This window comes from Peribacillus sp. TH14 (assembly GCF_016651145.1).
In the GTDB taxonomy this organism is placed as follows: Bacteria; Bacillota; Bacilli; order Bacillales; family DSM-1321; genus Peribacillus; species Peribacillus butanolivorans.
The window spans coordinates 38,588-60,173 of the sequence record NZ_JAEKEK010000001.1; the positions used below are offsets into that span (position 1 = coordinate 38,588).

The 21,586-nt window shown below is 34.3% G+C and carries 29 protein-coding genes and 1 pseudogene; 7 read left to right on the forward strand and 23 right to left on the reverse strand.

The window, feature by feature from the left end:
• Positions 1 to 125: 125 nt before the first annotated feature.
• The 14 genes and pseudogenes from JFU50_RS31710 to JFU50_RS00325 all read right to left on the reverse strand — a co-directional run.
• On the reverse strand, positions 126 to 587 hold the full coding sequence (locus JFU50_RS31710; RefSeq protein WP_342366261.1) for an S-Ena type endospore appendage: 462 nt from the start codon (positions 585 to 587) through the stop codon (positions 126 to 128).
• 142 nt (positions 588 to 729) lie between these two features.
• Positions 730 to 1,083, reverse strand: coding sequence for an S-Ena type endospore appendage (locus JFU50_RS00265; RefSeq protein ID WP_201181322.1), 354 nt, complete (start codon positions 1,081 to 1,083; stop codon positions 730 to 732).
• Between the two features lie 256 nt (positions 1,084 to 1,339).
• On the reverse strand, positions 1,340 to 1,831 hold the full coding sequence (locus tag JFU50_RS00270; RefSeq protein WP_201221209.1) for a head fiber protein: 492 nt from the start codon (positions 1,829 to 1,831) through the stop codon (positions 1,340 to 1,342).
• Positions 1,831 to 2,457 carry a major tail protein gene (locus JFU50_RS00275; protein WP_201221211.1) on the reverse strand — a complete coding sequence of 209 codons (627 nt, stop codon included), beginning with the start codon at positions 2,455 to 2,457 and terminating at the stop codon, positions 1,831 to 1,833. The genes JFU50_RS00270 and JFU50_RS00275 overlap by 1 nt, the downstream gene beginning before the upstream one ends.
• Positions 2,458 to 2,495: 38 nt before the next feature.
• Positions 2,496 to 2,882, reverse strand: coding sequence for a DUF3168 domain-containing protein (locus JFU50_RS00280; protein ID WP_201221213.1), 387 nt, complete (start codon positions 2,880 to 2,882; stop codon positions 2,496 to 2,498).
• Positions 2,882 to 3,274 (reverse strand): hypothetical protein, encoded by a 393-nt coding sequence (locus JFU50_RS00285; protein ID WP_201221215.1) that lies wholly within the window; start codon positions 3,272 to 3,274, stop codon positions 2,882 to 2,884. The genes JFU50_RS00280 and JFU50_RS00285 overlap by 1 nt, the downstream gene beginning before the upstream one ends.
• Complete coding sequence (locus JFU50_RS00290) at positions 3,271 to 3,639, reverse strand: phage head-tail adapter protein (RefSeq protein ID WP_201221217.1); 369 nt, start codon at positions 3,637 to 3,639, stop codon at positions 3,271 to 3,273. Before JFU50_RS00290 ends, JFU50_RS00285 begins: the two co-directional genes overlap by 4 nt.
• Positions 3,626 to 3,877, reverse strand: a complete 252-nt coding sequence (locus JFU50_RS00295; RefSeq protein WP_190271699.1) for a phage gp6-like head-tail connector protein — start codon at positions 3,875 to 3,877, stop codon at positions 3,626 to 3,628. Before JFU50_RS00295 ends, JFU50_RS00290 begins: the two co-directional genes overlap by 14 nt.
• 44 nt (positions 3,878 to 3,921) lie before the next feature.
• The gene (locus JFU50_RS00300; RefSeq protein ID WP_201221219.1) at positions 3,922 to 5,067 is read right to left on the reverse strand and encodes a phage major capsid protein; all 1,146 of its coding nucleotides are present in this window, start codon (positions 5,065 to 5,067) and stop codon (positions 3,922 to 3,924) included.
• A 12-nt stretch (positions 5,068 to 5,079) separates the two neighbouring features.
• Positions 5,080 to 5,802 carry a head maturation protease, ClpP-related gene (locus JFU50_RS00305; protein WP_201221221.1) on the reverse strand — a complete coding sequence of 241 codons (723 nt, stop codon included), beginning with the start codon at positions 5,800 to 5,802 and terminating at the stop codon, positions 5,080 to 5,082.
• The gene (locus tag JFU50_RS00310) at positions 5,792 to 6,937 is read right to left on the reverse strand and encodes a phage portal protein (protein WP_446728104.1); all 1,146 of its coding nucleotides are present in this window, start codon (positions 6,935 to 6,937) and stop codon (positions 5,792 to 5,794) included. Before JFU50_RS00310 ends, JFU50_RS00305 begins: the two co-directional genes overlap by 11 nt.
• 351 nt (positions 6,938 to 7,288) lie before the next feature.
• A complete protein-coding gene (locus JFU50_RS00315; protein WP_201254485.1) occupies positions 7,289 to 7,870 on the reverse strand; it encodes a hypothetical protein in 582 nt (193 codons plus the stop codon).
• Positions 7,871 to 8,120: 250 nt separating this feature from the next.
• On the reverse strand, positions 8,121 to 8,672 hold the full coding sequence (locus JFU50_RS00320; RefSeq protein WP_201221225.1) for a hypothetical protein: 552 nt from the start codon (positions 8,670 to 8,672) through the stop codon (positions 8,121 to 8,123).
• A 403-nt stretch (positions 8,673 to 9,075) separates the two neighbouring features.
• Positions 9,076 to 9,384: pseudogene (locus JFU50_RS00325) on the reverse strand (terminase TerL endonuclease subunit); the annotation flags it as partial.
• Between the two features lie 151 nt (positions 9,385 to 9,535).
• Here JFU50_RS00325 and JFU50_RS00330 point away from each other — a divergent pair.
• Positions 9,536 to 9,976: a hypothetical protein gene (locus JFU50_RS00330; RefSeq protein WP_201221229.1), complete on the forward strand. Its 441-nt coding sequence runs from the start codon at positions 9,536 to 9,538 to the stop codon at positions 9,974 to 9,976.
• A gap of 272 nt (positions 9,977 to 10,248) precedes the next feature.
• Here JFU50_RS00330 and JFU50_RS00335 read toward each other — a convergent pair whose 3' ends face one another.
• The 9 genes from JFU50_RS00335 to JFU50_RS00375 all read right to left on the reverse strand — a co-directional run bounded on the left by JFU50_RS00335 (position 10,249) and on the right by JFU50_RS00375 (position 15,805).
• On the reverse strand, positions 10,249 to 10,569 hold the full coding sequence (locus JFU50_RS00335; RefSeq protein WP_201221231.1) for a hypothetical protein: 321 nt from the start codon (positions 10,567 to 10,569) through the stop codon (positions 10,249 to 10,251).
• A gap of 286 nt (positions 10,570 to 10,855) precedes the next feature.
• A complete protein-coding gene (locus JFU50_RS00340; protein ID WP_201221233.1) occupies positions 10,856 to 11,389 on the reverse strand; it encodes a hypothetical protein in 534 nt (177 codons plus the stop codon).
• 175 nt (positions 11,390 to 11,564) lie between these two features.
• On the reverse strand, positions 11,565 to 11,810 hold the full coding sequence (locus JFU50_RS00345; RefSeq protein ID WP_201221235.1) for a hypothetical protein: 246 nt from the start codon (positions 11,808 to 11,810) through the stop codon (positions 11,565 to 11,567).
• Between the two features lie 178 nt (positions 11,811 to 11,988).
• Positions 11,989 to 12,369, reverse strand: a complete 381-nt coding sequence (locus tag JFU50_RS00350) for a hypothetical protein (RefSeq protein ID WP_201221237.1) — start codon at positions 12,367 to 12,369, stop codon at positions 11,989 to 11,991.
• A 458-nt stretch (positions 12,370 to 12,827) separates the two neighbouring features.
• Positions 12,828 to 13,265 carry a dUTP diphosphatase gene (gene dut, locus JFU50_RS00355; RefSeq protein ID WP_201221239.1) on the reverse strand — a complete coding sequence of 146 codons (438 nt, stop codon included), beginning with the start codon at positions 13,263 to 13,265 and terminating at the stop codon, positions 12,828 to 12,830.
• Positions 13,265 to 14,113: a dCTP deaminase gene (locus JFU50_RS00360; protein ID WP_201221241.1), complete on the reverse strand. Its 849-nt coding sequence runs from the start codon at positions 14,111 to 14,113 to the stop codon at positions 13,265 to 13,267. Before JFU50_RS00360 ends, dut begins: the two co-directional genes overlap by 1 nt.
• A gap of 197 nt (positions 14,114 to 14,310) precedes the next feature.
• Positions 14,311 to 14,517 (reverse strand): DUF4177 domain-containing protein, encoded by a 207-nt coding sequence (locus tag JFU50_RS00365; RefSeq protein WP_201221243.1) that lies wholly within the window; start codon positions 14,515 to 14,517, stop codon positions 14,311 to 14,313.
• A 417-nt stretch (positions 14,518 to 14,934) separates the two neighbouring features.
• Positions 14,935 to 15,477 carry a tyrosine-type recombinase/integrase gene (locus JFU50_RS00370; protein WP_201221245.1) on the reverse strand — a complete coding sequence of 181 codons (543 nt, stop codon included), beginning with the start codon at positions 15,475 to 15,477 and terminating at the stop codon, positions 14,935 to 14,937.
• Positions 15,452 to 15,805: an ArpU family phage packaging/lysis transcriptional regulator gene (locus JFU50_RS00375; protein ID WP_446728105.1), complete on the reverse strand. Its 354-nt coding sequence runs from the start codon at positions 15,803 to 15,805 to the stop codon at positions 15,452 to 15,454. The genes JFU50_RS00370 and JFU50_RS00375 overlap by 26 nt, the downstream gene beginning before the upstream one ends.
• 582 nt (positions 15,806 to 16,387) lie before the next feature.
• Here JFU50_RS00375 and JFU50_RS00380 point away from each other — a divergent pair.
• The 6 genes from JFU50_RS00380 to JFU50_RS00405 all read left to right on the forward strand — a co-directional run bounded on the left by JFU50_RS00380 (position 16,388) and on the right by JFU50_RS00405 (position 21,577).
• Positions 16,388 to 17,008, forward strand: a complete 621-nt coding sequence (locus JFU50_RS00380) for a hypothetical protein (protein ID WP_201221247.1) — start codon at positions 16,388 to 16,390, stop codon at positions 17,006 to 17,008.
• A gap of 205 nt (positions 17,009 to 17,213) precedes the next feature.
• Positions 17,214 to 17,813 (forward strand): site-specific integrase, encoded by a 600-nt coding sequence (locus JFU50_RS00385; protein ID WP_201224982.1) that lies wholly within the window; start codon positions 17,214 to 17,216, stop codon positions 17,811 to 17,813.
• Between the two features lie 480 nt (positions 17,814 to 18,293).
• Positions 18,294 to 19,139 carry a helix-turn-helix domain-containing protein gene (locus JFU50_RS00390; RefSeq protein ID WP_201221249.1) on the forward strand — a complete coding sequence of 282 codons (846 nt, stop codon included), beginning with the start codon at positions 18,294 to 18,296 and terminating at the stop codon, positions 19,137 to 19,139.
• 179 nt (positions 19,140 to 19,318) lie between these two features.
• Positions 19,319 to 20,389, forward strand: coding sequence for a GTP pyrophosphokinase (locus tag JFU50_RS00395; protein ID WP_201221251.1), 1,071 nt, complete (start codon positions 19,319 to 19,321; stop codon positions 20,387 to 20,389).
• Between the two features lie 463 nt (positions 20,390 to 20,852).
• Positions 20,853 to 21,329, forward strand: coding sequence for a hypothetical protein (locus JFU50_RS00400; RefSeq protein ID WP_201221252.1), 477 nt, complete (start codon positions 20,853 to 20,855; stop codon positions 21,327 to 21,329).
• A complete protein-coding gene (locus tag JFU50_RS00405) occupies positions 21,329 to 21,577 on the forward strand; it encodes a hypothetical protein (RefSeq protein WP_201221254.1) in 249 nt (82 codons plus the stop codon). Before JFU50_RS00400 ends, JFU50_RS00405 begins: the two co-directional genes overlap by 1 nt.
• Positions 21,578 to 21,586: the final 9 nt, after the last annotated feature.

The window sequence follows — 21,586 nt, forward strand, 5'->3', positions numbered from 1 at the left end:
TTCGTTTTTTAGATTAGTCTTGGATAAACATTAATGTTTATTTTTGAACAAATAAAAGAGACCACTTATTGTGGTCTTCTTTAGTGCTTCTTCTTCAACTAAACCAGCTAATAGGATATCACCCGTTAGTTGAAGAAGGATTTTTTGTCACGGAAAGGAAAACAAATTTCTAAACAGAATTTACCCTCGACTCTTCCTCCCTCTTCATGTACCACGAAAATAGAAATAACATCTTCTATGGTTGCGGAAAGTGTGTTTCCTTTTGGTATATTTAATACTACAGGACTTCCCTCCATACAAACCACGAAAACTTGAAGAGAACTAATACTCCAGGCACTGTTGAAAACGGAAACGGTGACCATCGTTTTTTCATTCAGCTCTTTTTTCCAAATCTCCAAATCGTGAACATCCTGATCTAAATGTATATTTCCACAAATATCCGTACAGAAGATTTTTTTATCGCAATTTGGTATAGGAAAGCAACTTTTCTCAGGTGACCTGGTCTTCTTTTTTTTCTTTTTTTCACATTTACATTCACATTTACATTTACATTTACATTTACATTTCTTGTTCTTGTCATTTCCCACAAATGATTCCTCATTTCTGTATACGGACAACTCTATACACTATTACAATTTCAGACATTCGTTTCAAATAACACCCAGTGTTGCTCTCAACAAAAGGGAGTCCTCTATACAAAATGAGAACTCCTTTTTACTTTTAACTAAACTATGCTAATACACGCTTATACAGAGTAATACAGTACGTACCACTTGATCCTGCTGGTATATCAAGGCTGAAAGAAGTCGGATTTCTCACTGCACTTGCAAAGGTATTTCCTGGTGGAACGGGTCCTACACCAACAGAAGGACCGACTGAAGTATTGACTGTACCTGTTACAACTCCTGAGCTGGATGCAGAGTTAAAAATTTCAAAAGTCCCTTCGATATAATCGCCAATTGGAGCATTAAATACCACCTGATCTATTACCCCAATACCTGGATTACTAAAATTACCACAAATTCGTTCTTGAAACGTTTGTGCTGGAGGGCAACAACCGCCCATTCCATTAGAACCACACATAAATCATTCCTCCCATTCTTTGAGGTTGTCCTCTCATTATTTAATGATTTTATTAAAAAAATGTTCAGGATAATGGTGGAATTATAGTAAAATGTGCTCAGTCATTAATTAGAAAGGGCTACTACTTAATTTTTTTCTATAAAACAAATCTTGTTTCTAAAAATATATCCATACTCGACTAACTTGCCCCATTAGTTCAACGAGAAAATCAACAACACCCTTTAACAGAGCCTTAAATCAAGAATATTCTTGCTCTTTATCCTTCTAGTGTCTCTACTCTTGCTAATAATTCGCTCCACTGTTCTTCCGTCGGGAATCCATCAACACCCTTGTCACCTTTAGCACCAGTAGAGCCTTTGTCGCCTTTTGGGCCCGGAACACCTTCTCCTCCGCCTTTTACGTTACGGACATAGCTAACAACTTCCCCCGCACTTGCCGCATTTATGGAATATCCGATGATAGGAAGTGCATCTTCTCCAAGAGCTTCAACTACTTTTCCATCTTTACCAGTCCCAACAGAAACTCCTGCTTGAATGTCTTCTCCCGCTTCGACCTTCCACGTTTCTCTATTCTTAATGGTCACATAAACCTCTTCACCTTCTGTGATCGCTCTTGTTGCTAAAAAGTCAGGAACTTCGCCTTCTTGGGCTAAACGAATATTTATTTCATTTTCTTTTTCTTTGACTGCTAATACTACTAATCTGTTGACCTGGATATCTTCAATTACAACAGCTTTAAAGTTTGTCATTATCCTTCCACACCACCTTGCTCTCCAGTTGTTCCTGGATAAGGCTTGCCAAATATCTTTTGAAATAAAGAATCACGGTTATCTGTTTCTCCTTTTTTGTCAGCACCGAAAAGAACAGATTTTTCAGAAGAGGCTCCCTCAACATAACGCTCCATAAATTCTCCAGTAACTTCTTCATTATCAAATTCTTTGTTTTCTTCTTTGGTTTTACCGGAAATTTTAGAACGCATGAACATTCCTTTTGTAAGCCCCACCCACTCTTTAGAACCGTCCTCAAATGTCTTGGTAAATACCGCTGCCACATAAGGTGGCACATCCTCACCGCCAATAGAAGAAAGACCATCCACTTTTTCTAAACCAAATAAAATATTCTTATCCTGAATCGGTACTTTGTGAAATTGAGTGGATACTGTTACATTTCCACCTGAAATAGCAATTTCAGCTGTACCATTATCCCCATACGCCCTCATCGCTTCTTGCGGCATTTCTACCTCAATATTTTGTAGAAATTTAATCCGGGTAATTTCACCAGCCGTAAATGAATGGTCATCGTCATCTGTTAAAACCGCATAATAAAATTCATTCACACCGGTTGATGCTCGATAGCTTTTTTTCTCTTCTGCCAAATTAATCACTCCTATTTTAAATAATAAAAAAAGACACCTTAAAAAGTGTCTAAATCGTCTCTGTATAATTTTCCCCGATACCTTCTTGCATCTCGAATAATACCTGTATCTTCATCCCATTCACCCACACCCGTTCCTTGGGAAAAACCAAAGTTCCACATGACGTTACGGATACGTCCGGATAATTCGTTTGTGGCCAGCCTATTCTTTGACCAAACTTCTATTTGAAATAGGCAATCATATGTCAGCCATGTATCATCAGCGAAATCTTTAGGAAGTGGGACATCTAATGGATATATGATGATATATGGTGCAGTAACATCTCCAGTTCCGGAAAACTCATAATATTTGATTCTCCCAGAAGCCTTTTCCTTGATGTATGGGTCTGCAATCAACGTATTATATATCATCCCTAGAACATCCATTATATCCCCTCCCTTATTGCTTGTTTAATAGCCTCTCGATAAGCCCTTTCAACATTTCTCATTGCTCTTGCAATTGAACCCTTCCCTTTTGGGTTTGGGTTTTGCACAGTGCCAAACTCATTTAAATGAATGATTCGAAAACGTTCTTTCGGACCACGCCAATAAACTTTAACAGTCCTAACACCAGCTACCCACATCGGCTCTGATATTTTCATTTCTTCAATGGATGCCCCAGTATCTTTAAAGGATGCAAATTGACTTTTTAGTTCCTTTATAAATACTTGGGCACCACGTTTTAAGGCTTTATCACTTAATTGATGCGCCTTCATTTTTCCAATACGTCTTTCAAGTTCTACAACCAGTGCTTTTTCACCTTTGACCTTTACACTCATTCGGTTAGCCTCGCTACGATTGTGATAAACTCCTTATTTTGCAAATCGGGTTGAGCATGCTTGATGTTATAGCGTTTGTCTAGGTATTCAGGAGCATCGATGGAAAGATAATGCTTATTAGTCGGAATATAGTCAGCATGTGGGTCTCTAATGGTGATGGTTATATCTGATAAAGTTCCATTAGACTTAGCAATCTCCAAATCCTTTAGCCAAACGTTAACAACTTTTGACCACCCTTCATAAAGAATCTTTTTTTCAGATTCCCCAGGTTCGGGACCATTATTGGGTGCATACTCATAAAAAGTTATAAAAGTACGTAAATCCCCCGTCTTCACTCTTGGCGGTTTATATTTAAACGGCTGCATCTGGTTCACCCTCTTTTAATGCGATCGATAATCCTAAACTATTAAGCTGACTAAGAAAGTTATCGTTGAAGTATTCAAGGGCATCATTATAGGCATAACGAGTACGTTCAAAGACTAGCTCCTTTGCCCTCTCGTCTCTTTCTACATCGAATTGTCCACATTTGTCTAGCAAATCCACAATAGAAAAGGACAACAATCGTTTTAAATTGTCGTCCTCGCTTGAATGTGATATATGCATACGCTCTTTAAATTCTTTTAATAGTTCATCCTTGACCAATTAAATCACCCCTCTAGACCGCCTTCCAAGTCTAGGTCTAAGTCATAAACTTGTACTGCGTAATTGTCTTTTGGTTTACCCGTCGCATATTGTTTCGCGATATAAAGTGTCGCATCTTCCATGGCAAGTGTTTGGTCAAATTTCTTCACTTCCATCGCTCCACCGACAGCTGCAATATACTCACCACGAATAAAGAATACAACTTTGCCTTTTGGCACAAACATGGATTCAGTAATGTTTGGATTAAATGGCAAGCTTGTCACGTATATACCTGCAGCATTTTGGACGGTCGCATTAGCTTGGATGCTAAAGTTATCAAAGGGATTGACAATCATTACAACTTTTCCAGCCACATTGCGGACCTTTTCTTCTTCATCTTTCCCAACTGGACGAATAGATAATTTTTCGACAACACCTTTTAATTCATTGATTGTCGCCCTACCTGGTTCAAATGTAAGGATACCGGCAGATGCCTTGTCAGGATATTTTCCGTCCACAACAGATCCCTTCAAATCTTTTAACAATCCAATCGGCATGTCTTTCCCTGTCCCTGCAACATATCCACGCTCAAGACCAACGGACATTGCTTCCGAAATCATAGTCCGAACATAGCGCTCCACCCATACAGGTCCAAGTTTTAGCATGTCGTTTGATAGAGGAATAAAAGCTGTTAACTTAAGTTGGCTGATAGACTCTTTTCTAAATGTTGCATTTAGTTGCCCTTGGATGTCTCCGAATAATGGGCCCCATACTGCAGCACCTTCCGGATCTCCATAAATGAATTCTGTAACCGCACCAAGATTTTGAATACCTAGTTGCTGCAGTAAAGGATGCCCTTCAACTAGATCATCAAAAATCCGTTCTTGTGTTGTTTTAGGCAGTGTTTCTGTATCTTTAAACCCACCCTCTTCAATCACGACATTGAAAAACTTTGTCTCTTCACTCGTAAGAACATTAGCGCCCCTGGCTTGCATGATGGAACGGTCAAGCATTGATGTATTAACTTGATTCATAATATCGCCCTGTACGTCCTGAGCCAACGCTTCCAGCATATTATTTAACGCAGCAGACTGATCTTCAGCACTACCTTCCTGTGTTGCTTTAGCAAATGCTTGTTTTTTCTCTGCAAAATTATTAAATTTAATTGTCATTTTCCATACCTCCTATAAATGTAAAAAGAGCGTGCTCAAGTTCTGTTTTGGTTCAACAGGGTCTTGATCAGGCTCTTTTTTAAGTTCATTTTTGATTTCATTTTTAAATTCAGCTAACATTTGTTTTAATGTGTTTTCGTCGATGCCTGATGCTGATGCAGAGATAGGTTGCTTTGGTGCAACAGCAGCCGTAATTTTATTGTTAAATGCTTTTGCTTTGTTCTCAAAGATTTCAGATTCGACTTCTTCTGGTTCAGCATCGATGATTTCATCAATTAGCCCATATTTTAATGCTTCTTCAGCAGTAAGATATGTTTCATCATCGAGTAATTTTTTCATAGTATCCTCATCTACCCGATTTGTATATGATTTCAGTACAGCTTGGCTTACCTTTTCAACATCATCAGCAGCCTTTCGAAGTTTTTTAGCGTCTCCAGCTACAAATGTTTGAGCATTGTGGACCATCAGCATGGTATTTGCATGCGCTTGTATTTTATCAGCACCCATACAAATAACGGATGCAGCACTTGCCGCCATGCCTGTTATCGTCACAGTAACAAGTCCTTTATGATCTTTAAGAGTATTACAAATGTCAATTCCTAAAAAGGCATCGCCTCCATAAGAATTAACAGATAAATCAATATCCTCATCTTCTTTTATAGACTTCATTTGATAGTTAAAATCCCAAATACTCGAATTCCAATTGATAATATCACCTTTGATTTTATGCTTCATTTTTCTCACCTCCTTTAAGTGCTTCTGAACTTTCTTGATAGTTTTTGGTGATAAAGTATTTATCCATCATAAGGTCGTCCACCCTTTCCAAACCAAGTTCCTCACGCAGTTCATTCCCGTTTACAGTACCGGATGATCTTAACTTATCGACAGCAGTGGCAACATCAAAAATATTACTGTAAGAAACCCGTTTAGTTTCCATCTTCTTCCCTGCCAAGTATTCCTTTTTATCGATCATCTTGGCATTCAATTCATCTTTGATTTTTTTCAAGAAAGGATCAATGCAAAAAGTCATGTAATTGCGAGTAGGCTTTTCTACATCAGCCATATCACCGTGAAGTAAGGAAACCGGAATTCCTAAGGCTTTTGCAACCTGATCTAAAAAACCATCAATTACTTTGGCGACTTCATCCACACTTTGAAGCTGAGTAGCGTTTTTCAATTCCTCTAATTTAAAGCCTTTTTGTTGTGGAACAATAGCTACAGATTTGTCTGTGAAAGCAGTATAAATTTTGTTGATATAATTCTGTAGTTTTTCCTGTGTCTTTTCTGATTTATCACTGACAGCCTCTATATCTACCAAACCGCGAATTTGATTCTTGCGATTCTGAAATTCTATGATCCTACCAAATAGTTCTCCATAATCGGAATATAAGCCATCAAACAAAGTCGATAGCTTTTTGTTGCTATATTCCAAATAAATAACATCGTTCATTTGAAATGTTCGAGAAAACGTAAAGTCCTTAATGGTTACATCTTTAAATGAATCATTGACCAAGGCATATTCAACTCGTGTGAAAGAGTCCGCAATCAATAAATCCTCGGTATCCGACTGGATGATCAAACACTCATTGTCATAGATCAGCTTGTGAACAACAGTTTGCCAAAATTGACTGGCTGACATGTTCGGGTTCGGTCTGACATTTAACCGATAATACATTTCGTCCTTCACAATCTTTTTATCCTTCTTCACATAAAATTCCGATTGGCTAATGGTACGGCCAATCATATTGATACAGGTTTGGATAGCCAATTGCTTCATGTGAATTTTCTTGGAAGTATCTTGGATTAAATCAAAATCAAACATGAATTCAAGTTCTTTATTTCTACTTTTCATCAGATCTAATATTCCCAATATCTCACCTCCTTTTTTAAAAAGGCTTTGTTAATCATTAATGTTGATTTTTGAACAAATAAAAGAGACCACTTATATTATTGTGGTCTACTTTATTGGATCCTATGGAACTAACGCACCCGTTAGTTCATGAAGGAAAACCAAAATCAATACTTGATTTTGGTTTATCATTTTATAAACGATTAAACTTTATACAAAACGGTGCAACCTTTTTATAAACGGTACGACTTTATTTTATAACTACAGGAGATTTTCTAAAACAAAAAGATTAGCGCGAAGGCTAATCTTTTTGTTTTAGATTGATGGTTTAATAGTCGACTAGTCTGTATTCACCGAACATATTTTCTACCGTTACTTAATCATTTTTTCTATCTTATCAGTGTCAGAATCAAGAATACCATAAACAACTCCTGGCATATTATAAAGATAACTTTCGTTATCAAAAGTATATGAAAGAATAGGTGAAACAGTCATAAAATCAAATTCCTTTTTACCTTTATAAAAGGTATTAATTTTAATGTGTTTTTTATCATGTGGTTGAAATTCGAAAGGTCTATCAAATTGATAGGATAGATTTTTCGTAAGATCAGAAATTTTAGATGGAGAAATAGTCTGGTCTGTCTTGTTTCTAAGATTAATATCTAAACCTAAATACGGATATGCAACAGTATATTGACCTGATGGTTCAAAGTGTTTATTTTGATAAGACATATCATTTTGTACTGTTATACTTCCAATATCATAAGTTTCTGTATTCTCGTTATTAAACTGAATTAAAAGTTGGTCAGCCGTTTCAACATTATTTGTTAATGGTTTTAAAGTAACAAGAATATTAACTAATTTATAGTTTTTATGAACAATTCCAGTATCTACTTGGTAATCGACAATCCTTATATTAGGATTATTTAATTCAATAGATGATACTACGTCCACGAGAGAAGAATCCTTGTCTTTAATATTTTGAACACCAAAAATGTTGAATGACATACCTTCTTTATCTTCAATAATGTAACTTATTAAGTTATTCGCAAACTTAAGTTTTACTTCATCAGTTTGATTACTTTTTTTCCATATTTATGGTCGGTTTTCGTTAGTATAAAAAAAGCCGAAATCACACATACAGATATTATCAATCCAATAATAATTTTCTTATTTTTTACCATAAACACTCTTCTCTCAAAAATTATTGATATACGACCTGTAAATAAGTGTCTTTACGTGGAGCATAATGATTAGTTTTTTTGTCAGAATACAATATCCCATTAAAATTATACAGCAATACTCGAACATACCTCTTATTAAAATCGCTATAGAAAGCTAGTTTACTGAACTTTTTTTTGTCTGCGGGAATAGTTATGGCAACAGAATATGTAGTGGTTACTGAATTTGAAACTCCTAAAGAACTCGAAATACCACCTGCACTTGCACCTGCATCAGATGACACAGTTGAGGTTGCAGAATTACTCTTGGACCATTGGTATGAGCTTGCCTTCACCCATGAACCTGTTAAATACCTAACGCGTTTTTTTACTTTGGTTGGTCCTTCTAGAGTTTTGACTACTCTATCTACTGCTTTAGTTCCATATCCAGGTCCTGATAATTCACCTTCAACCATGATGCTTTCTCCTAATTCTAAATCTTCTTCGACATCCTCTTCACTATAACCTAGACTAACTTGTGGAACGATTAACAAGAAAAACAATGCAAAAACGAAACTTTTCATTACTAATTTCAATAAACCCATCCCCTTTTTTGTAATTCCCAATATATGTTAACACAAAACAAAGGAGTGAAGGGTAAATTTGGGAATTAAAGAAAATAAACTCTTTATTAAAATTAATAATTCTGCTTAATTGCGTGAAAATAGTAATTTATTCAATGGAGATAATTTTTCAATAGAGATAAAGAAAGAATCAATAAAGATAAGGAGATTTAAAAAAACAACCATAGGACCAACAGCGACAAGGCTTTAATCACATTAACTCATTTCATAATCTCCCTCAATGCACCTGTTAGCTGTTCTCCTATTCTCTCTAATTTACTTTTAACAATTATTACATATTGGTTCAATTTCTTATAGAGCTATCCTGCCCCGATAGTTCAACAAGATAATCAACAACATCCTTTTACAGAGCCTATTAAAATTCTATATCATCTAAGAAAAAGTCCACATCATCGACTAGTATTTGATCAGCTTGCCACAGAGCGTAGACAAAAGCTGAAAATCCATCTGTCTTTCTCCTAACTTCATCTTTTTTGACAAAGTCTTTATTTCCATCATTTTTAACTTTTACAACAATGTTATTTGTGTTCCACCTCATCAATGGATTATCACCAAAAATAATACGTTTTTGGGCAAAGAGCATTTCAATTCTAGGAGCAAGTTTTGCATAGATTGCATGAGGGTTTTGTATATATAAAACTTTGAACCCTGCTTCTTCTAATGCCTTTACATGCTTCATTAAGATTTTCTTTAGTATATTCTATCCTCATAAAAAATAGGAAAAAATACCTATTTTTAAGCGATTATATGTAATATTTTCTAACTTATGATACTATGGTTCTGGTATTAGAAAATTATTCAAGGGGTGTTAAAAAATGAAAAAAATCATCAAAAAAATGTATATTGTCATGTTGATCTCAGTAATAGGGATTACTGGACTATTTACATTTACATCAAGCGCATCAGCAGCATCAGGTTGTAATGATACTTCTTCAGGTACAGAACTTAATAGAACTTTTAAAGTATGTGGGAAAGATTCAGGTGACAATGTTATTGGAGAAATATACGGATCTGGATTTCAGACTTATGGTAAGACTTATTGGAAAATGGATTTGCAAAGAAATGTAAATGGAAGCTATCAAACAATTGGAACTCGGAATGGATACATAGACTGGGGAAGCCCTTCAAGTAGAACATTTACAAATGTATCGAAAAAAAATGCTAAAACTAGAATAAAGGTAACTTATTATTTTGATTCGTCTCATTCAAGTCCAATAGTAAATGGTACTGTTTATTCAGGATACTGGTATAGATAACATTAAATGAATAGCCATCACAAACGCAAAAAAGTACTGACCTCAAAGGTTAGTGCTTTTTCTAAATTATAAAATTGATAGAAGACAGCTAGTTTAGTTCTTTTATTTCATTCTTCCCCTCCTTTTTGCTTATACATTCAAAAAAAAAAGTTAATTTCCCGCAAATAAAAAGCACATAAATGAGTGCCTCCAAATTCTTATTCAGTTTCCAACTGTACCTGGATCTAAATGTTCACTACTGACCACTCCTGGATCTTTCATTGTTCGCCCCCTTAATATCCTGACGGAATATATTGTTTAACAGTATATCCTTCGGTTTTATATCTTTCTATCATCCTTTGTTGTGAAGGTGATTGCATCTCATAATCAAGAGGCTCAACTTCAACATGAATTCCAGTTTCACTAAAGTCTTTCACTGACGAATCATCCTCTTCAAAACAAGATATAATATTTCTAACTAAAAAATATGAAGTGCCATCTTCTTCTGTCAATTGAATATACTCACCTTTTTGAGGGATTCTGTTACCCTTTATAGGAGCTGAGAAATTTGCTTCTCCCCCATCTGGTGGAACTACTACAATATTAAATTTCATTTCAAAACACCCCTTTCTGCCTACTACATTCGACACAAAGATTTATTTCCCTTCTTTATCCGTAAAAAGACGACACCATTTGAGTGCCGCCCATTCCTTTATTCTCGATGATATAAACTTAAAAGAATCCCTTCAGAGGGTTTTCTTTATATATTTTCTTTAAAGATTTTCTTTAGGAATTTCGCTCTAATGAAGGAAAAAATTTTAGAGTACTCTAATTGGAGTACGGACATACCTTCGTATGATTAACCATATAAAAAGCACTCAACGAATGAGTGCACTGATTTTAAATTTCTATTGTTGGTAACCGTAATAATTTTCGTATAGAATGCAATTCATCTGTGATTATTTCTGTAATCTCTTTATAAGCCTCATTTAGATAAGAGTAATCCCCATCTTTAAATGCCCATCTCATTTCTATGGCCTTGATATATATTTCCGAATCAGTATAAAGTAAATTGTCGCTCAATTCCTGCAAAAAAAGCTTCTGTTCATCAAAATCTAAATCAGAAAAATTATGGGCATTATGTCTAAAATCAAATTGACTCCTAAGCATACTCATAGGTCCATAAAATTTGGTTAATCTTTCTTTTTCAGTCTGAATCATAATTTCGTGTTTTTGAAGATTTTTTTGTTGATTAATAGTTCTTTTTACACCTTCCATAGTTGAATTAATAGTCATCTTTACTCCTATCAAAGTCAATGCTCCTGCAATTATTCCACCTATAATTGCGCCATAATATGTTGCAAAAAAACCTATCCATGTATCTAAGTCTCCATGAGTTATGGTTGTTCCCCAACTAAATATTAAAACATTCATTATAATTGGAAATAATATTATGAATATAAGAAAATAGACCACGTACTTATTTTTTAATAATGATGATATGATATCCACTTTTTAACGCTCCTTTCACCCAATAATTCGACAAAAGGAGATAATTTCCTGCAAAACAAAAAGCACCCAAATTAATGGATGCTCACTAAAACTTTATTTATCTAAACCAATTTTCATTTAAACTTGGATTCTCTACTACAAACACATCTTGAATGAATTCCCATCTAATTAATACATGGTATGTAATCCATTCTGTTTTTGGTGGATCTACTGCTTTCAAATCGTTATCGAAATAAACTGTAGTCTCTTGAAATCCTTCTACCCACATGCCCAATTGATCTACTGTTATCAAAGTGTTTCTTACATAATGATTATCTGCATGTGTACTATAGAAAGCTTTCATTGACTTATTTTCCTTAGCGGATTCATGTAAATTAAAAATCACTTTGTGTCCTATATATTGTTCTAAATAGTTTTATACATGGTTGATGTATCAACATTTTTGGCTTTGAAAAAAGCCTGTAATTTGTATAAAAAAGTGGAGTTTTATACAATCCTTTCTTCTGTTAATGAAATGTCTCTTATCTAATCCACGACTGTGTTGCATGGGCACCCTCACTTTTTGTATGAGCTGCATCTGAATAAAACTTTACATAAATTCTTGTTTTCGCATTCTTTTTCGATACATCTGTAAATGTTCTATATGAATTATCACCCCATTCAATATAACCTGTTCTTGTTCCTATTGTGTTCCATTTACTATTTTCATAACGTTGAAGATACATTGTCCAATACGATATAGAATATGTATGACTAGTAATTGTTATACTTGCATTTACATTAGATCCATCATCGGAACCACAAATAGCATAACTCCCCGATGTAGTATCACATGCGGTTGCTGCTTCCGCTTTTTGTACTGGCATTAATCCAAAACCAATTATGGCGATAGATGTTGCCATAATTACGGAAAAAACCTTCATTAATTTCCTTTTCATCTTGTGTCCTCTCCTTAAATACTATATTTTACTGAATAAATAATACCATTATAGTAATTATATGTAAACAAAAAATTACAAAAAAGTCCAAAAATTGACAATTCACAATGTTCGTCCAATACCAGCGAAGCTACTATTAACAGCAATAAGGCATAGTGACAGGGTAGCTGTTCTAGTCCATATACATTGTTTCACTCCACCTCCATTCGCCCTCTAATTATCAGGCTAAGAAAGTTAGTGTACAATCTTTATCGTTCGTCAAATAAAGACAGAAAAAAACGGCATCTGCAAGGAATGCCGCCCTATCACCAATATTGGCTTTGTTTATTTTCTTGATAATATAAATTTAACACATATAATTCCTAATGCCCTGCCGACTTTCTGTCAAAAGTTTGCCGTTTGTCTGCCAGATTATTTACTATTTATTTTGTTCCACTGGAACCAAAACCACCTTCAGATCTCGCAGTTTCGGATAATTCAACAGTTTCCGAAATGTCTACACTAATTACTGGGGAAATCACCATTTGTGCAATTCTCATTTGTTTCTCTACTTTAAAATTTTCTTTACCATGATTAATTAAAATTACACCAATTTCACCTCTATAACCTTCATCGATAGTACCTGGGCTATTTAAAACAGTGATGGAGTGTTTCAAAGCTAAACCACTCCTTGGTCTAATTTGTGCTTCTGTCCCCGGTGGAAGCTCAATTTTTATACCGGTTTTTATTAGTGCTGAATCCGATGGTTTAATAATTTTTTCTTCAACTGAAAATAAATCCATTCCTGCGTCACCTGGATGAGCTTGATAAGGAAGTTTAGCTTCACCATTTAATAAACTGATCTTTAGTTGATATTGCATTATTTTATTTCCTCCTTGATGGGCTTTGTAATATACAGTAATCCGATTACTATTGTTATAAGTGCAACAACTGTAGCTTGATCAAGTACCAATAAAAACTCTAACATCTTTATGGGTTTGAAATGAATAATTATCCTGAGAGTAGTTACTAAGATAAGAATAATACAAAGAGCACTTAATCCATAATATTTTATTACATTCAATCCAAACTTCACTCTGCTCCGTTTTATAGCATTTATAATTGGTTTTTTAGATTCCGTTGAAATACTTCGTACCTTTTCTGAAAACTCTTGAGAAATATTTTGATCGTTAAAAATGGTATTAGTCTTAGCTATAAAGTTTCTTTGGCTATCAGATAAATCTTTTTCTAGAATTTTATCTGATATTGATTTTAAAATATCTTTTCTGCTAGAAACATTATCATGATCTTTAGATGATGGTGTACGCAATTTGTAAAATATTAAGGTGATAAATGTCTTATCAACCGGTAATTTCAACTCCATTTTTGTAGGGTTGTTAATAGAAATCAAAAGTGGTCCATTCCAATTAGGATCTAAAGTTGTTGAAATATGTCCGAATCCATTAGAAACCACTCCTACCTTTGAATGAAAAGTACCCGCAATTTTTTTTGAAATCCACACTGATTCTTTAGTTAGTACTAATACTGTATCATGTGGTTTAATGTGATAATAGCCGTCTTTTTCTAGAATTAAATCTTTCTCCTGTAAAGAGAACACAAAATCACTGGGACTGAGATTATAACCAAGTGGCGTCAGATTACTTTCAGAATATGGATGAATAACAATTTCTTTACTAAGGTAAGAATGTATATCCCTATCGGATAACATCTTTATCAACTCCTATCTTTTCCATATTTGCGTGTTATAATTACTTGTTTCAAAGAAAAACACCCATAATGGGTGCATTCATTTGTAAACTTCAATCTTTAAAACAAATGTCAGATAGTAAAATATTCCCTATTTTAGTCGATAATTCCTTCTTTCTTCAAAATAAAAAGCACCCTCGAAAGGATGCTTACATAAAATTAATTTTCTTTTTTAAATATAAATTTAATGTCATCCGTGTAAACTGAAATTTCGCCTTCAGAACCCGATCCATTAACAACAGGTAAAGCTGAAACTAACTCCCAACCTTGTTCACCAAGTTTTACTAATTTAGACTCTAGTAATCTATCAGTATTATAAGTATCACGATTATTATACGTTAAGACTTTATATTCAAATGTCGGCATATTATCACCACCCTTGCCATCTAATTCGACAAAAGGAGATAATCCCCTTCTTTATACCTAAAATGAGGTAAAAAAGGGGATAAGTCGCAACAACTAAAAACCATCACGCCTCATTTAGAAGCATCTTCAAAACTTCCATACTATTACTTTATCACAGTCAAAATGAATAAGTGTCCGTTTATCGTTCGGAAATCGTTCGCGAATCGTTCGCCTTTCCTTTTGCCCTTTCCGATGCAAAATGGGCTGAAAATACCCCCTTTGAATTCGTTACAATCCAGATTGTGTATACTTCACAGGCAACCACCTTTTCTTACAGTCCCAAGGAATATCCCCTTTCCTAAAAATGAATTGAACAACCGCCAGGTTGAAGTGAATTTAATAGGACAAAAAGAAAAAGAACACACAAAAAAGAGGAAATCACCAATCGATTTTCCCCTGCATTTTATTGAGTTCATCTTGTTTAATCCCTATGTAAATTAAGGTTTCTCGTTGATCCTTGTGATTCAGGATCTGTTGAAGGGCTACGACATCGTTGAATTTCTTGTAATGATTATACCCGTACGTCTTTCGAAGAGAATGGGTCCCGATTCGTTCCAGTCTAAATTCCTCCGCCAACTGACTCAAAATCACATAGGCCATTCCCCTTGTAATCGGTTTGTTTTTTCCGTTTCGACTTTTAATCAAATACTCATTCGAGGGTTTGTCTTTCACATAACTGCGGATGGCCCTTTTCAATTCATTCGACATCTTCACTTCTTTATGTTTATCCGTCTTCTTTTCCTTCAGGACAATGTCCCATCCTTGCACATCCCTTACCCGTAATCGAAGAATATCCGAGATACGTAGGCCTGTATGGATTCCGAGCAAAAACATAATGTAATTTCGTTCATTATTCTGTTTCAGGAAGTCTTTCATATCCTGCAGCAGGGCCTTGTCACGAATGGGTTGGACCACGTTCATTCGAAACACCCCCTTTTTTATAGACTTCGATTTTCAAGGCGAAGGCCAGGCGCAACACGGCCTCTCCTTTAATGGCATAATACTTGGTATTTCCTAGCCCTAATTCAGTCCAAATTAACAGGTCGTAACCGTGTTGATCATGGAGAAGATACTTTTTCACCATGATCAATTTCTCGATATCTTTCAAACTATTCACCGCATCGTGCATTTTAGTTAAACAATCCGATCGGTTTTGCTCAAATTCAATCCGTTCTAGTGCTGCATCTTCCGTGCTGGAATGAAACGCGTTGGTGTTAGAAGGAGGCACCAATGAATAAGAGGGTGTCACTTTTGGCATTTAAAAAATAGGAAGTGTGATTAAGAAATCTCGATATTCTGAAATCGCCTTCTACACTTCTCTTTTGGTCTTTTTTTCATCAACAGCCGGCATATCACTTCTTCTTTTCATGTGTCCTGGCACCTCTTTCTATTCTTTAGGAATTTGACGTTCTAGTTCATCATAAGCATATTGTACATAACGACTTGGCTTTACCGGACTGATGGCGCCCGTGCGTTTGTCCGTCCGATACCGATCCACTTTCCATTTGATTAGGTACTTGATTTTTCTTTCTTTTTTTCTTTTTCCATTTCAATTCCTTCTCTCTTTTTCTAAATAAAAAAGGACATCCATTGAAAACAGGAATTCTAGTTTCCTATCTTTAATGAATGTCCTCCAGTTTTTCCGGCCAGACGTTTATGAACTATACAAACCTCTAAACTCTAAGAACTTAACTTTCTTGACTTTATTTTTAAGCATTCATTATTTCCCTATTCCCATCATATTTATGCAATATGTCACATAATTTATTAGTTTTTATTTGTGAGATTTCTCCAAATGTTTGTCGAATCTTTTAATGATGGAAGTGACTATATGAATACTACTCAAAAAATTAATATTGGTCTTTCGCAGTTTACTGAATTTACTCTGAAAGGAGTTTCAGCAAAAACCAACATGGTAAGAAAAATCAAATATCAAAAAGAGTATCATCCAGCCTTCGATTATTGGAAGCAACTTAGAGATCAGATTGTTTCGTATCATAAAAATGATTTAAACAAAAATTGTTTTGAGAACCTAATTCCAAGGATTGATATAAAAAAACAACCGAACTATATATATGCAATCAGACAATATTTAAAATTCCTAAATAAGAAAGAAACGATATGGTTTGATCCTGGAAAGTCTGTCTGGATTGGCGATAAACTTTCAGTTCGCTCTTCTTCTGAATTAGGTCTTTTAATTAACGGTGTTCCACACCTCATTAAACTTTATTTCAAAGGAAAAAATGATAAGGTTGATAAGAGAAACATTAACTCATCACTGATACTGCTAAATACTTCAAGCTATGATAAAACGTTCAATTTCGAGGTTAATCATTCTGTTTTAAATTTGCATAAGAACAAATTTTATATAAAGAATGATTATAATGAAGACATGTTAATTGCTTTAGAATCCGAAGCAAGTCAATTTGTTTATATCTGGAATAAAATTTAATTAACTTCATTTCCTAAATCATTCATGTACTGAGCACAAGATTTACATACCCACTGTTCTTAATTAATTTGTAATTCAGCTTCGTTATCTGAACAAACTACACATTGCTTTTTCTGAATCACTTCTTTATAAGTGGTTCTTTTTTTCAAATTTCAACACCCACTTTCATTTTAGGAGACATAATTAAGATAATTGGAACTATTTTATTTTATTTAAAACACTAATCGATACTGGTTTAAGTAAAGGTGAAGCTTTAGCTCTCCAGGTATTAGATTTAGATTTCACTGATAATAAAATTAAAATCTACAAAACTTTAAATTATGATGTTTTGGATATTGATAAAATGTTCGGACCACCTAAAACCGAAACATCTTATAGAAAAATTTTAATCGACGAAAGCCTTACTGCTCTATTAACGCGTCATGTTATTAAGCAAAAGGAAATAAAACTGAAATTGGCAGAAAGGCATCATAGAGAAACTATTCTTGTTTTCGAACGAGGAAATGGCCTCCCCTATTCAAAATCCACCTTACAGAGGGCTTTTATTCGCATATGTAGAAAAGCAGGAATTACAAAACATATAACCATTCACGGTTTACGACATACTCACGCTGTTTTACTTCTTGAATCTGGAGCAAGTTTAAAAGATGTACAAGAACGACTGGGACATAAATCAATTCAAACAACAGCAGATGTTTATGCTCACGTTTCAAAAGAACTCGAAGAAAAAGGTGTGGTTGGTTATTCAAAATACATGGATTATGCTCAACATAATATGAAATGTGGTCAATCATCCAACTCATAGAAATATCACTAAAATAAAAAAAGCCTTGGCAACTGAGAAACTCAGTAATGCCAAGGCTTTTAAGCTATTAATAAGTAGACATATATTGTTCGCGTTCCCATGGGTGAACTTGTGTGCGGAACATATACTGACCTTTAAATGTGACTCAGACTTTCAAGAAAACGCCTATCTATAAGGTTTCTTGTGACTTGACCATTCATAATAACTCAAATCAGCTCAAGATTAATCGGGCATTTATCGGGTGATTATCGGGCAGTATTTATTACATATCGTTCAATTTTTATAATAAGAAAAAACAAAAGAGCACAGCGTGTATAAGTAGTGCTACCAACACTCTTATACCGTCCGCCTACTCACGATAGGCAAACATTTGCTGTACTCTATGCATGTATTTTATATCATGCATAGAGTTAAAAGCAACAGTTTGCTTACATTTGGCAATCTGTTGCTTTTTTTTTCCAAAGAGGAGACAGCATATTAATGAAGAAACGTATCGATGTAATAGCAAACGATGAATCATATGACAACCTATCATCATTCACAGAAAGAGAAGAAATGAATAAAGCAGTACGTGTGTATAGAGACATCATTCGTGTGTCTATTAAGCGTGCAGATGTCCAAGCTAGACTTATTGCATTGCTGGAAGTTCTTAAACGCCACAGCTGTAAGCAATTTGGTGTAAGCTACATGTGCAAAAATACGATTGCAGATAAGCTTGAAGTTTCTTATAAAACAATTCAACGTCTAATGAAGAAACTAGTGGATCTAGGCATGATTAAACAAGTACCTATGAAGAGAAAAAAGGATATGATGCAAACAGCTAACGCAATTATTATTCAACCTGTGAAAGATGAATTGTCCGACAAGCAACCTACTAAAAGTCTTACTAAATGTCCTACCATTAAAACAACTACTAGTTCATTAAAACAAAATATTAAAACATTTAAAGAACGTAACAACGCCCCTTCTCTTTCTCATCTGGATAAATCTGTTGATAACTTACCTAAAGCTAATTTTGTAGCTGCATGGGTTCCAGATAACTTTGCTAACCTAGCAAGTTCTTTTTATCATGAAGCTATTACAATTCAAGAGTTTTGGAAAGTTGTTAAGCAATGTAATCGAGTGGTTGATTATTCTGCTAACAAAAGAGCATTCACTAGGGAACAAGAAATAGCGATCGGCACCAAAGCATTTAAGGAATTTGCTATGAAGGTTAAAAGTGGAGTTAACATGTATAAAGGACCATTTGCTTATTTCAATGGAATCGTCAACAAGCTTATGACTAATCTATACTTTGATTCTGATTTTATGGACACTCTTAATTAATCGCAGAAAAGGTTTTTCCTGACATGAATCTTACAATTCACTTTTCTCTTGTTGAACTACCGGGGCTGTTTTATTCTATTTTAATTTAATGTTCTTGTTATATGTACAAATATGTATTTATCAATTGGATATTATTGTATTATTATGTTAGACACATACTGACTCAAGGAGAGATGAACATGGAAGTAACAGTACGTAATCCAATTTTAGATGAATATAAGGCAAGCAAGGAACTGCACGAAGAATTTTGTAAAAAGGTAAATGGTTTAATTACTGATATACTAAAGCAGAATGACCTTAGATATCATTCGATTGAATCTAGGGTGAAACAGGAAAGTAGTTTGGAGTTGAAGGTAAACAAATCCGATGGAAAATATAGTAATTTAAGTGATATAACCGATGTTTCAGGTTTAAGAATTATTACCTATTTTTCGGAAGATGTTGATAAAATCGCTAGTATTATTCAATCGGAATTTGAAGTTGATGAAGAAAATTCAGTTGATAAGAGAATTAAATTAGACCCTGATAGATTTGGCTATTTGTCATTACATTATGTCGTTAAATTGAATAGTACGAGGGTAGGACTTTCGGAGTACATTAGATTTAAAGATTTAAAAGTGGAAATTCAAATTCGGTCGATACTACAACACGCATGGGCTGAAATTGAACATGATTTGGGTTATAAAAACAAACTTTCAATTCCAAATGTAGTTAGACGAGATTTTTCAAGATTGGCTGGTCTCTTAGAAATTGCAGACGAAGAGTTTGTAAAGATAAGAAAAACATTAGAAGAATATAATATAAGCATTAAAGAAGTGATTAAAGCAACTCCAGCTAATGTGTTAATTGATAAAGTAACATTACGACAATTATTAGATGAAAAGGATAGTATTATAAAACATGTAGACCTGGAAATCTCTAAAATTTCCCAATTCCCTCTTCACTCATCTGATGAAGATGGAATAGAAAGTAATGTTAAGAGATTGAAATTCCTTGGTTTAAATTCCATTGAAGAAGTAATCAATTCATTACATGAATATCAGGAGAAGATTATTCTCTTTGCAAATGAGTGGCTTAAACCTAGAGAAAAGGATCTTTACTTTGAAGCAGGAATAAGTTTATTTTATTTAGCTTATGTAATGTTAAGCACGTCCCCTGAAAAATTAAATGAATATATTAATATATTTGGAATTGGTGATAAGGATGATAGAGAAACACTCAGTGAAAGGATAATACAACTATGTGAATAACAGCAAAGCTATTCGAGAGTAGCTTTTTTCGTTTAGTAAACCAAGTGAATAGGTGATGATATGACAGATTTACTTTGATGATCCAAATGGGAACGCTTTAAAATTGATGTATAATTGCCTGATGGTAGTACGACTGAACCAAGTAAAATGATATTTAAGCCAGCTAACTTGAAAAACTGATCCAAGAATAAATTCATTAGTTAACTAAAACCTTAAGGGACGCAATTCTTAATTTTCTTAATGAACTAACCGGCGCTTTAGTTCCATATAACACAAAAGGAGACCACAATATTAGTGGTCCCCTTTTAATTATAGCTAGAAAGTAATTTGCAGCTGGATAGTTAGGCATTTTACCTCTTAAAGTCTCTATCTGAGTAATAAATTATCCTAAAATTGAAATAGCCTTCAGATTGACTAAATTATTAGATGTTAAGGTCGATGATTTATATAAGGAGGATGAGAATTGAGAAAAATTCTATTCCCTATTGTCCTAGCAATATCTTTATTAGGTGGATGCAATCATGGAAAGGTCACCACTATTGGAAAAGACAATAGACTCGATAAGCTGGAAACGGTAATTGCAGAAATTAAATACGAAGAAGAAGAAATTAAAAAAAAGGAAATCATTAAAGCACAGAAAATAAAAGAAGAAGAACGAATCATTGCGGAAAAGAAAGCAAAAGAAGAGGCTGAAAGAAAAGAACGTGAGAGGATCGCTGAAAAAAAACGACAGGCCCAATTGGCAGTACAACAACAAGCACAACAAAAACCCCAGGAATCTCAACAAAAGCAAACTAAATCAAATGATTTAAATAGTGATGGTTTTGTTGATCAATATGAATGGTCGAAAATGAGTAGTGGAGAACAAAAACAGTGGACTGAAAATTATTCAGAATGCGTAAACTCAGGTAAGGATGATTGTGAAAGGGAATCCAAGTGATGTACATTAATATCAAAGTTTACTTACATTCTAAAGGAACGAATTTCTTACAAAGTGGCAGCTTCCCTGTTCCTAATATAGATTTTAAAAAAGATCCAGATTGGACAGCAGCTATTGCTGCATCTGAGTGGATTCAACAAATTAAAATTAGCTTCGCCGCTAGTGAGGATTTTCGTATAGATCAAGTGATTTATAACGAGGATATTAATATTACGGAGTTAGTAAAGAAGGGTAAGCCTATAATTTAGGGGGATTTT

Excerpts from the sequence above, each read along its gene's own strand:
- JFU50_RS00290 (WP_201221217.1), bottom strand. The coding sequence starts at position 3,639 with ATGCAGCCGTTTAAATATAAACCGCCAAGAGTGAAGACGGGGGATTTA.
- JFU50_RS00305 (WP_201221221.1), bottom strand. The coding sequence starts at position 5,802 with ATGAAGCATAAAATCAAAGGTGATATTATCAATTGGAATTCGAGTATT.
- JFU50_RS00270 (WP_201221209.1), bottom strand. The coding sequence starts at position 1,831 with ATGACAAACTTTAAAGCTGTTGTAATTGAAGATATCCAGGTCAACAGA.
- JFU50_RS00405 (WP_201221254.1), top strand. The coding sequence starts at position 21,329 with ATGTACATTAATATCAAAGTTTACTTACATTCTAAAGGAACGAATTTC.
- JFU50_RS00350 (WP_201221237.1), bottom strand. The coding sequence starts at position 12,369 with ATGGCAACATCTATCGCCATAATTGGTTTTGGATTAATGCCAGTACAA.
- JFU50_RS00295 (WP_190271699.1), bottom strand. The coding sequence starts at position 3,877 with ATGCATATATCACATTCAAGCGAGGACGACAATTTAAAACGATTGTTG.
- JFU50_RS00365 (WP_201221243.1), bottom strand. The coding sequence starts at position 14,517 with ATGCCGACATTTGAATATAAAGTCTTAACGTATAATAATCGTGATACT.
- JFU50_RS00340 (WP_201221233.1), bottom strand. The coding sequence starts at position 11,389 with ATGAATGTTTTAATATTTAGTTGGGGAACAACCATAACTCATGGAGAC.
- JFU50_RS00285 (WP_201221215.1), bottom strand. The coding sequence starts at position 3,274 with ATGAGTGTAAAGGTCAAAGGTGAAAAAGCACTGGTTGTAGAACTTGAA.
- JFU50_RS00395 (WP_201221251.1), top strand. The coding sequence starts at position 19,319 with ATGGAAGTAACAGTACGTAATCCAATTTTAGATGAATATAAGGCAAGC.
- JFU50_RS00390 (WP_201221249.1), top strand. The coding sequence starts at position 18,294 with ATGAAGAAACGTATCGATGTAATAGCAAACGATGAATCATATGACAAC.
- JFU50_RS00380 (WP_201221247.1), top strand. The coding sequence starts at position 16,388 with ATGAATACTACTCAAAAAATTAATATTGGTCTTTCGCAGTTTACTGAA.
- JFU50_RS00280 (WP_201221213.1), bottom strand. The coding sequence starts at position 2,882 with ATGGATGTTCTAGGGATGATATATAATACGTTGATTGCAGACCCATAC.
- JFU50_RS00345 (WP_201221235.1), bottom strand. The coding sequence starts at position 11,810 with ATGAAAGCTTTCTATAGTACACATGCAGATAATCATTATGTAAGAAAC.
- JFU50_RS00370 (WP_201221245.1), bottom strand. The coding sequence starts at position 15,477 with ATGAACGTGGTCCAACCCATTCGTGACAAGGCCCTGCTGCAGGATATG.
- JFU50_RS00335 (WP_201221231.1), bottom strand. The coding sequence starts at position 10,569 with ATGAAATTTAATATTGTAGTAGTTCCACCAGATGGGGGAGAAGCAAAT.
- JFU50_RS00265 (WP_201181322.1), bottom strand. The coding sequence starts at position 1,083 with ATGTGTGGTTCTAATGGAATGGGCGGTTGTTGCCCTCCAGCACAAACG.
- JFU50_RS00330 (WP_201221229.1), top strand. The coding sequence starts at position 9,536 with ATGAAAAAAATCATCAAAAAAATGTATATTGTCATGTTGATCTCAGTA.
- dut (WP_201221239.1), bottom strand. The coding sequence starts at position 13,265 with ATGCAATATCAACTAAAGATCAGTTTATTAAATGGTGAAGCTAAACTT.
- JFU50_RS00300 (WP_201221219.1), bottom strand. The coding sequence starts at position 5,067 with ATGACAATTAAATTTAATAATTTTGCAGAGAAAAAACAAGCATTTGCT.
- JFU50_RS00360 (WP_201221241.1), bottom strand. The coding sequence starts at position 14,113 with ATGTTATCCGATAGGGATATACATTCTTACCTTAGTAAAGAAATTGTT.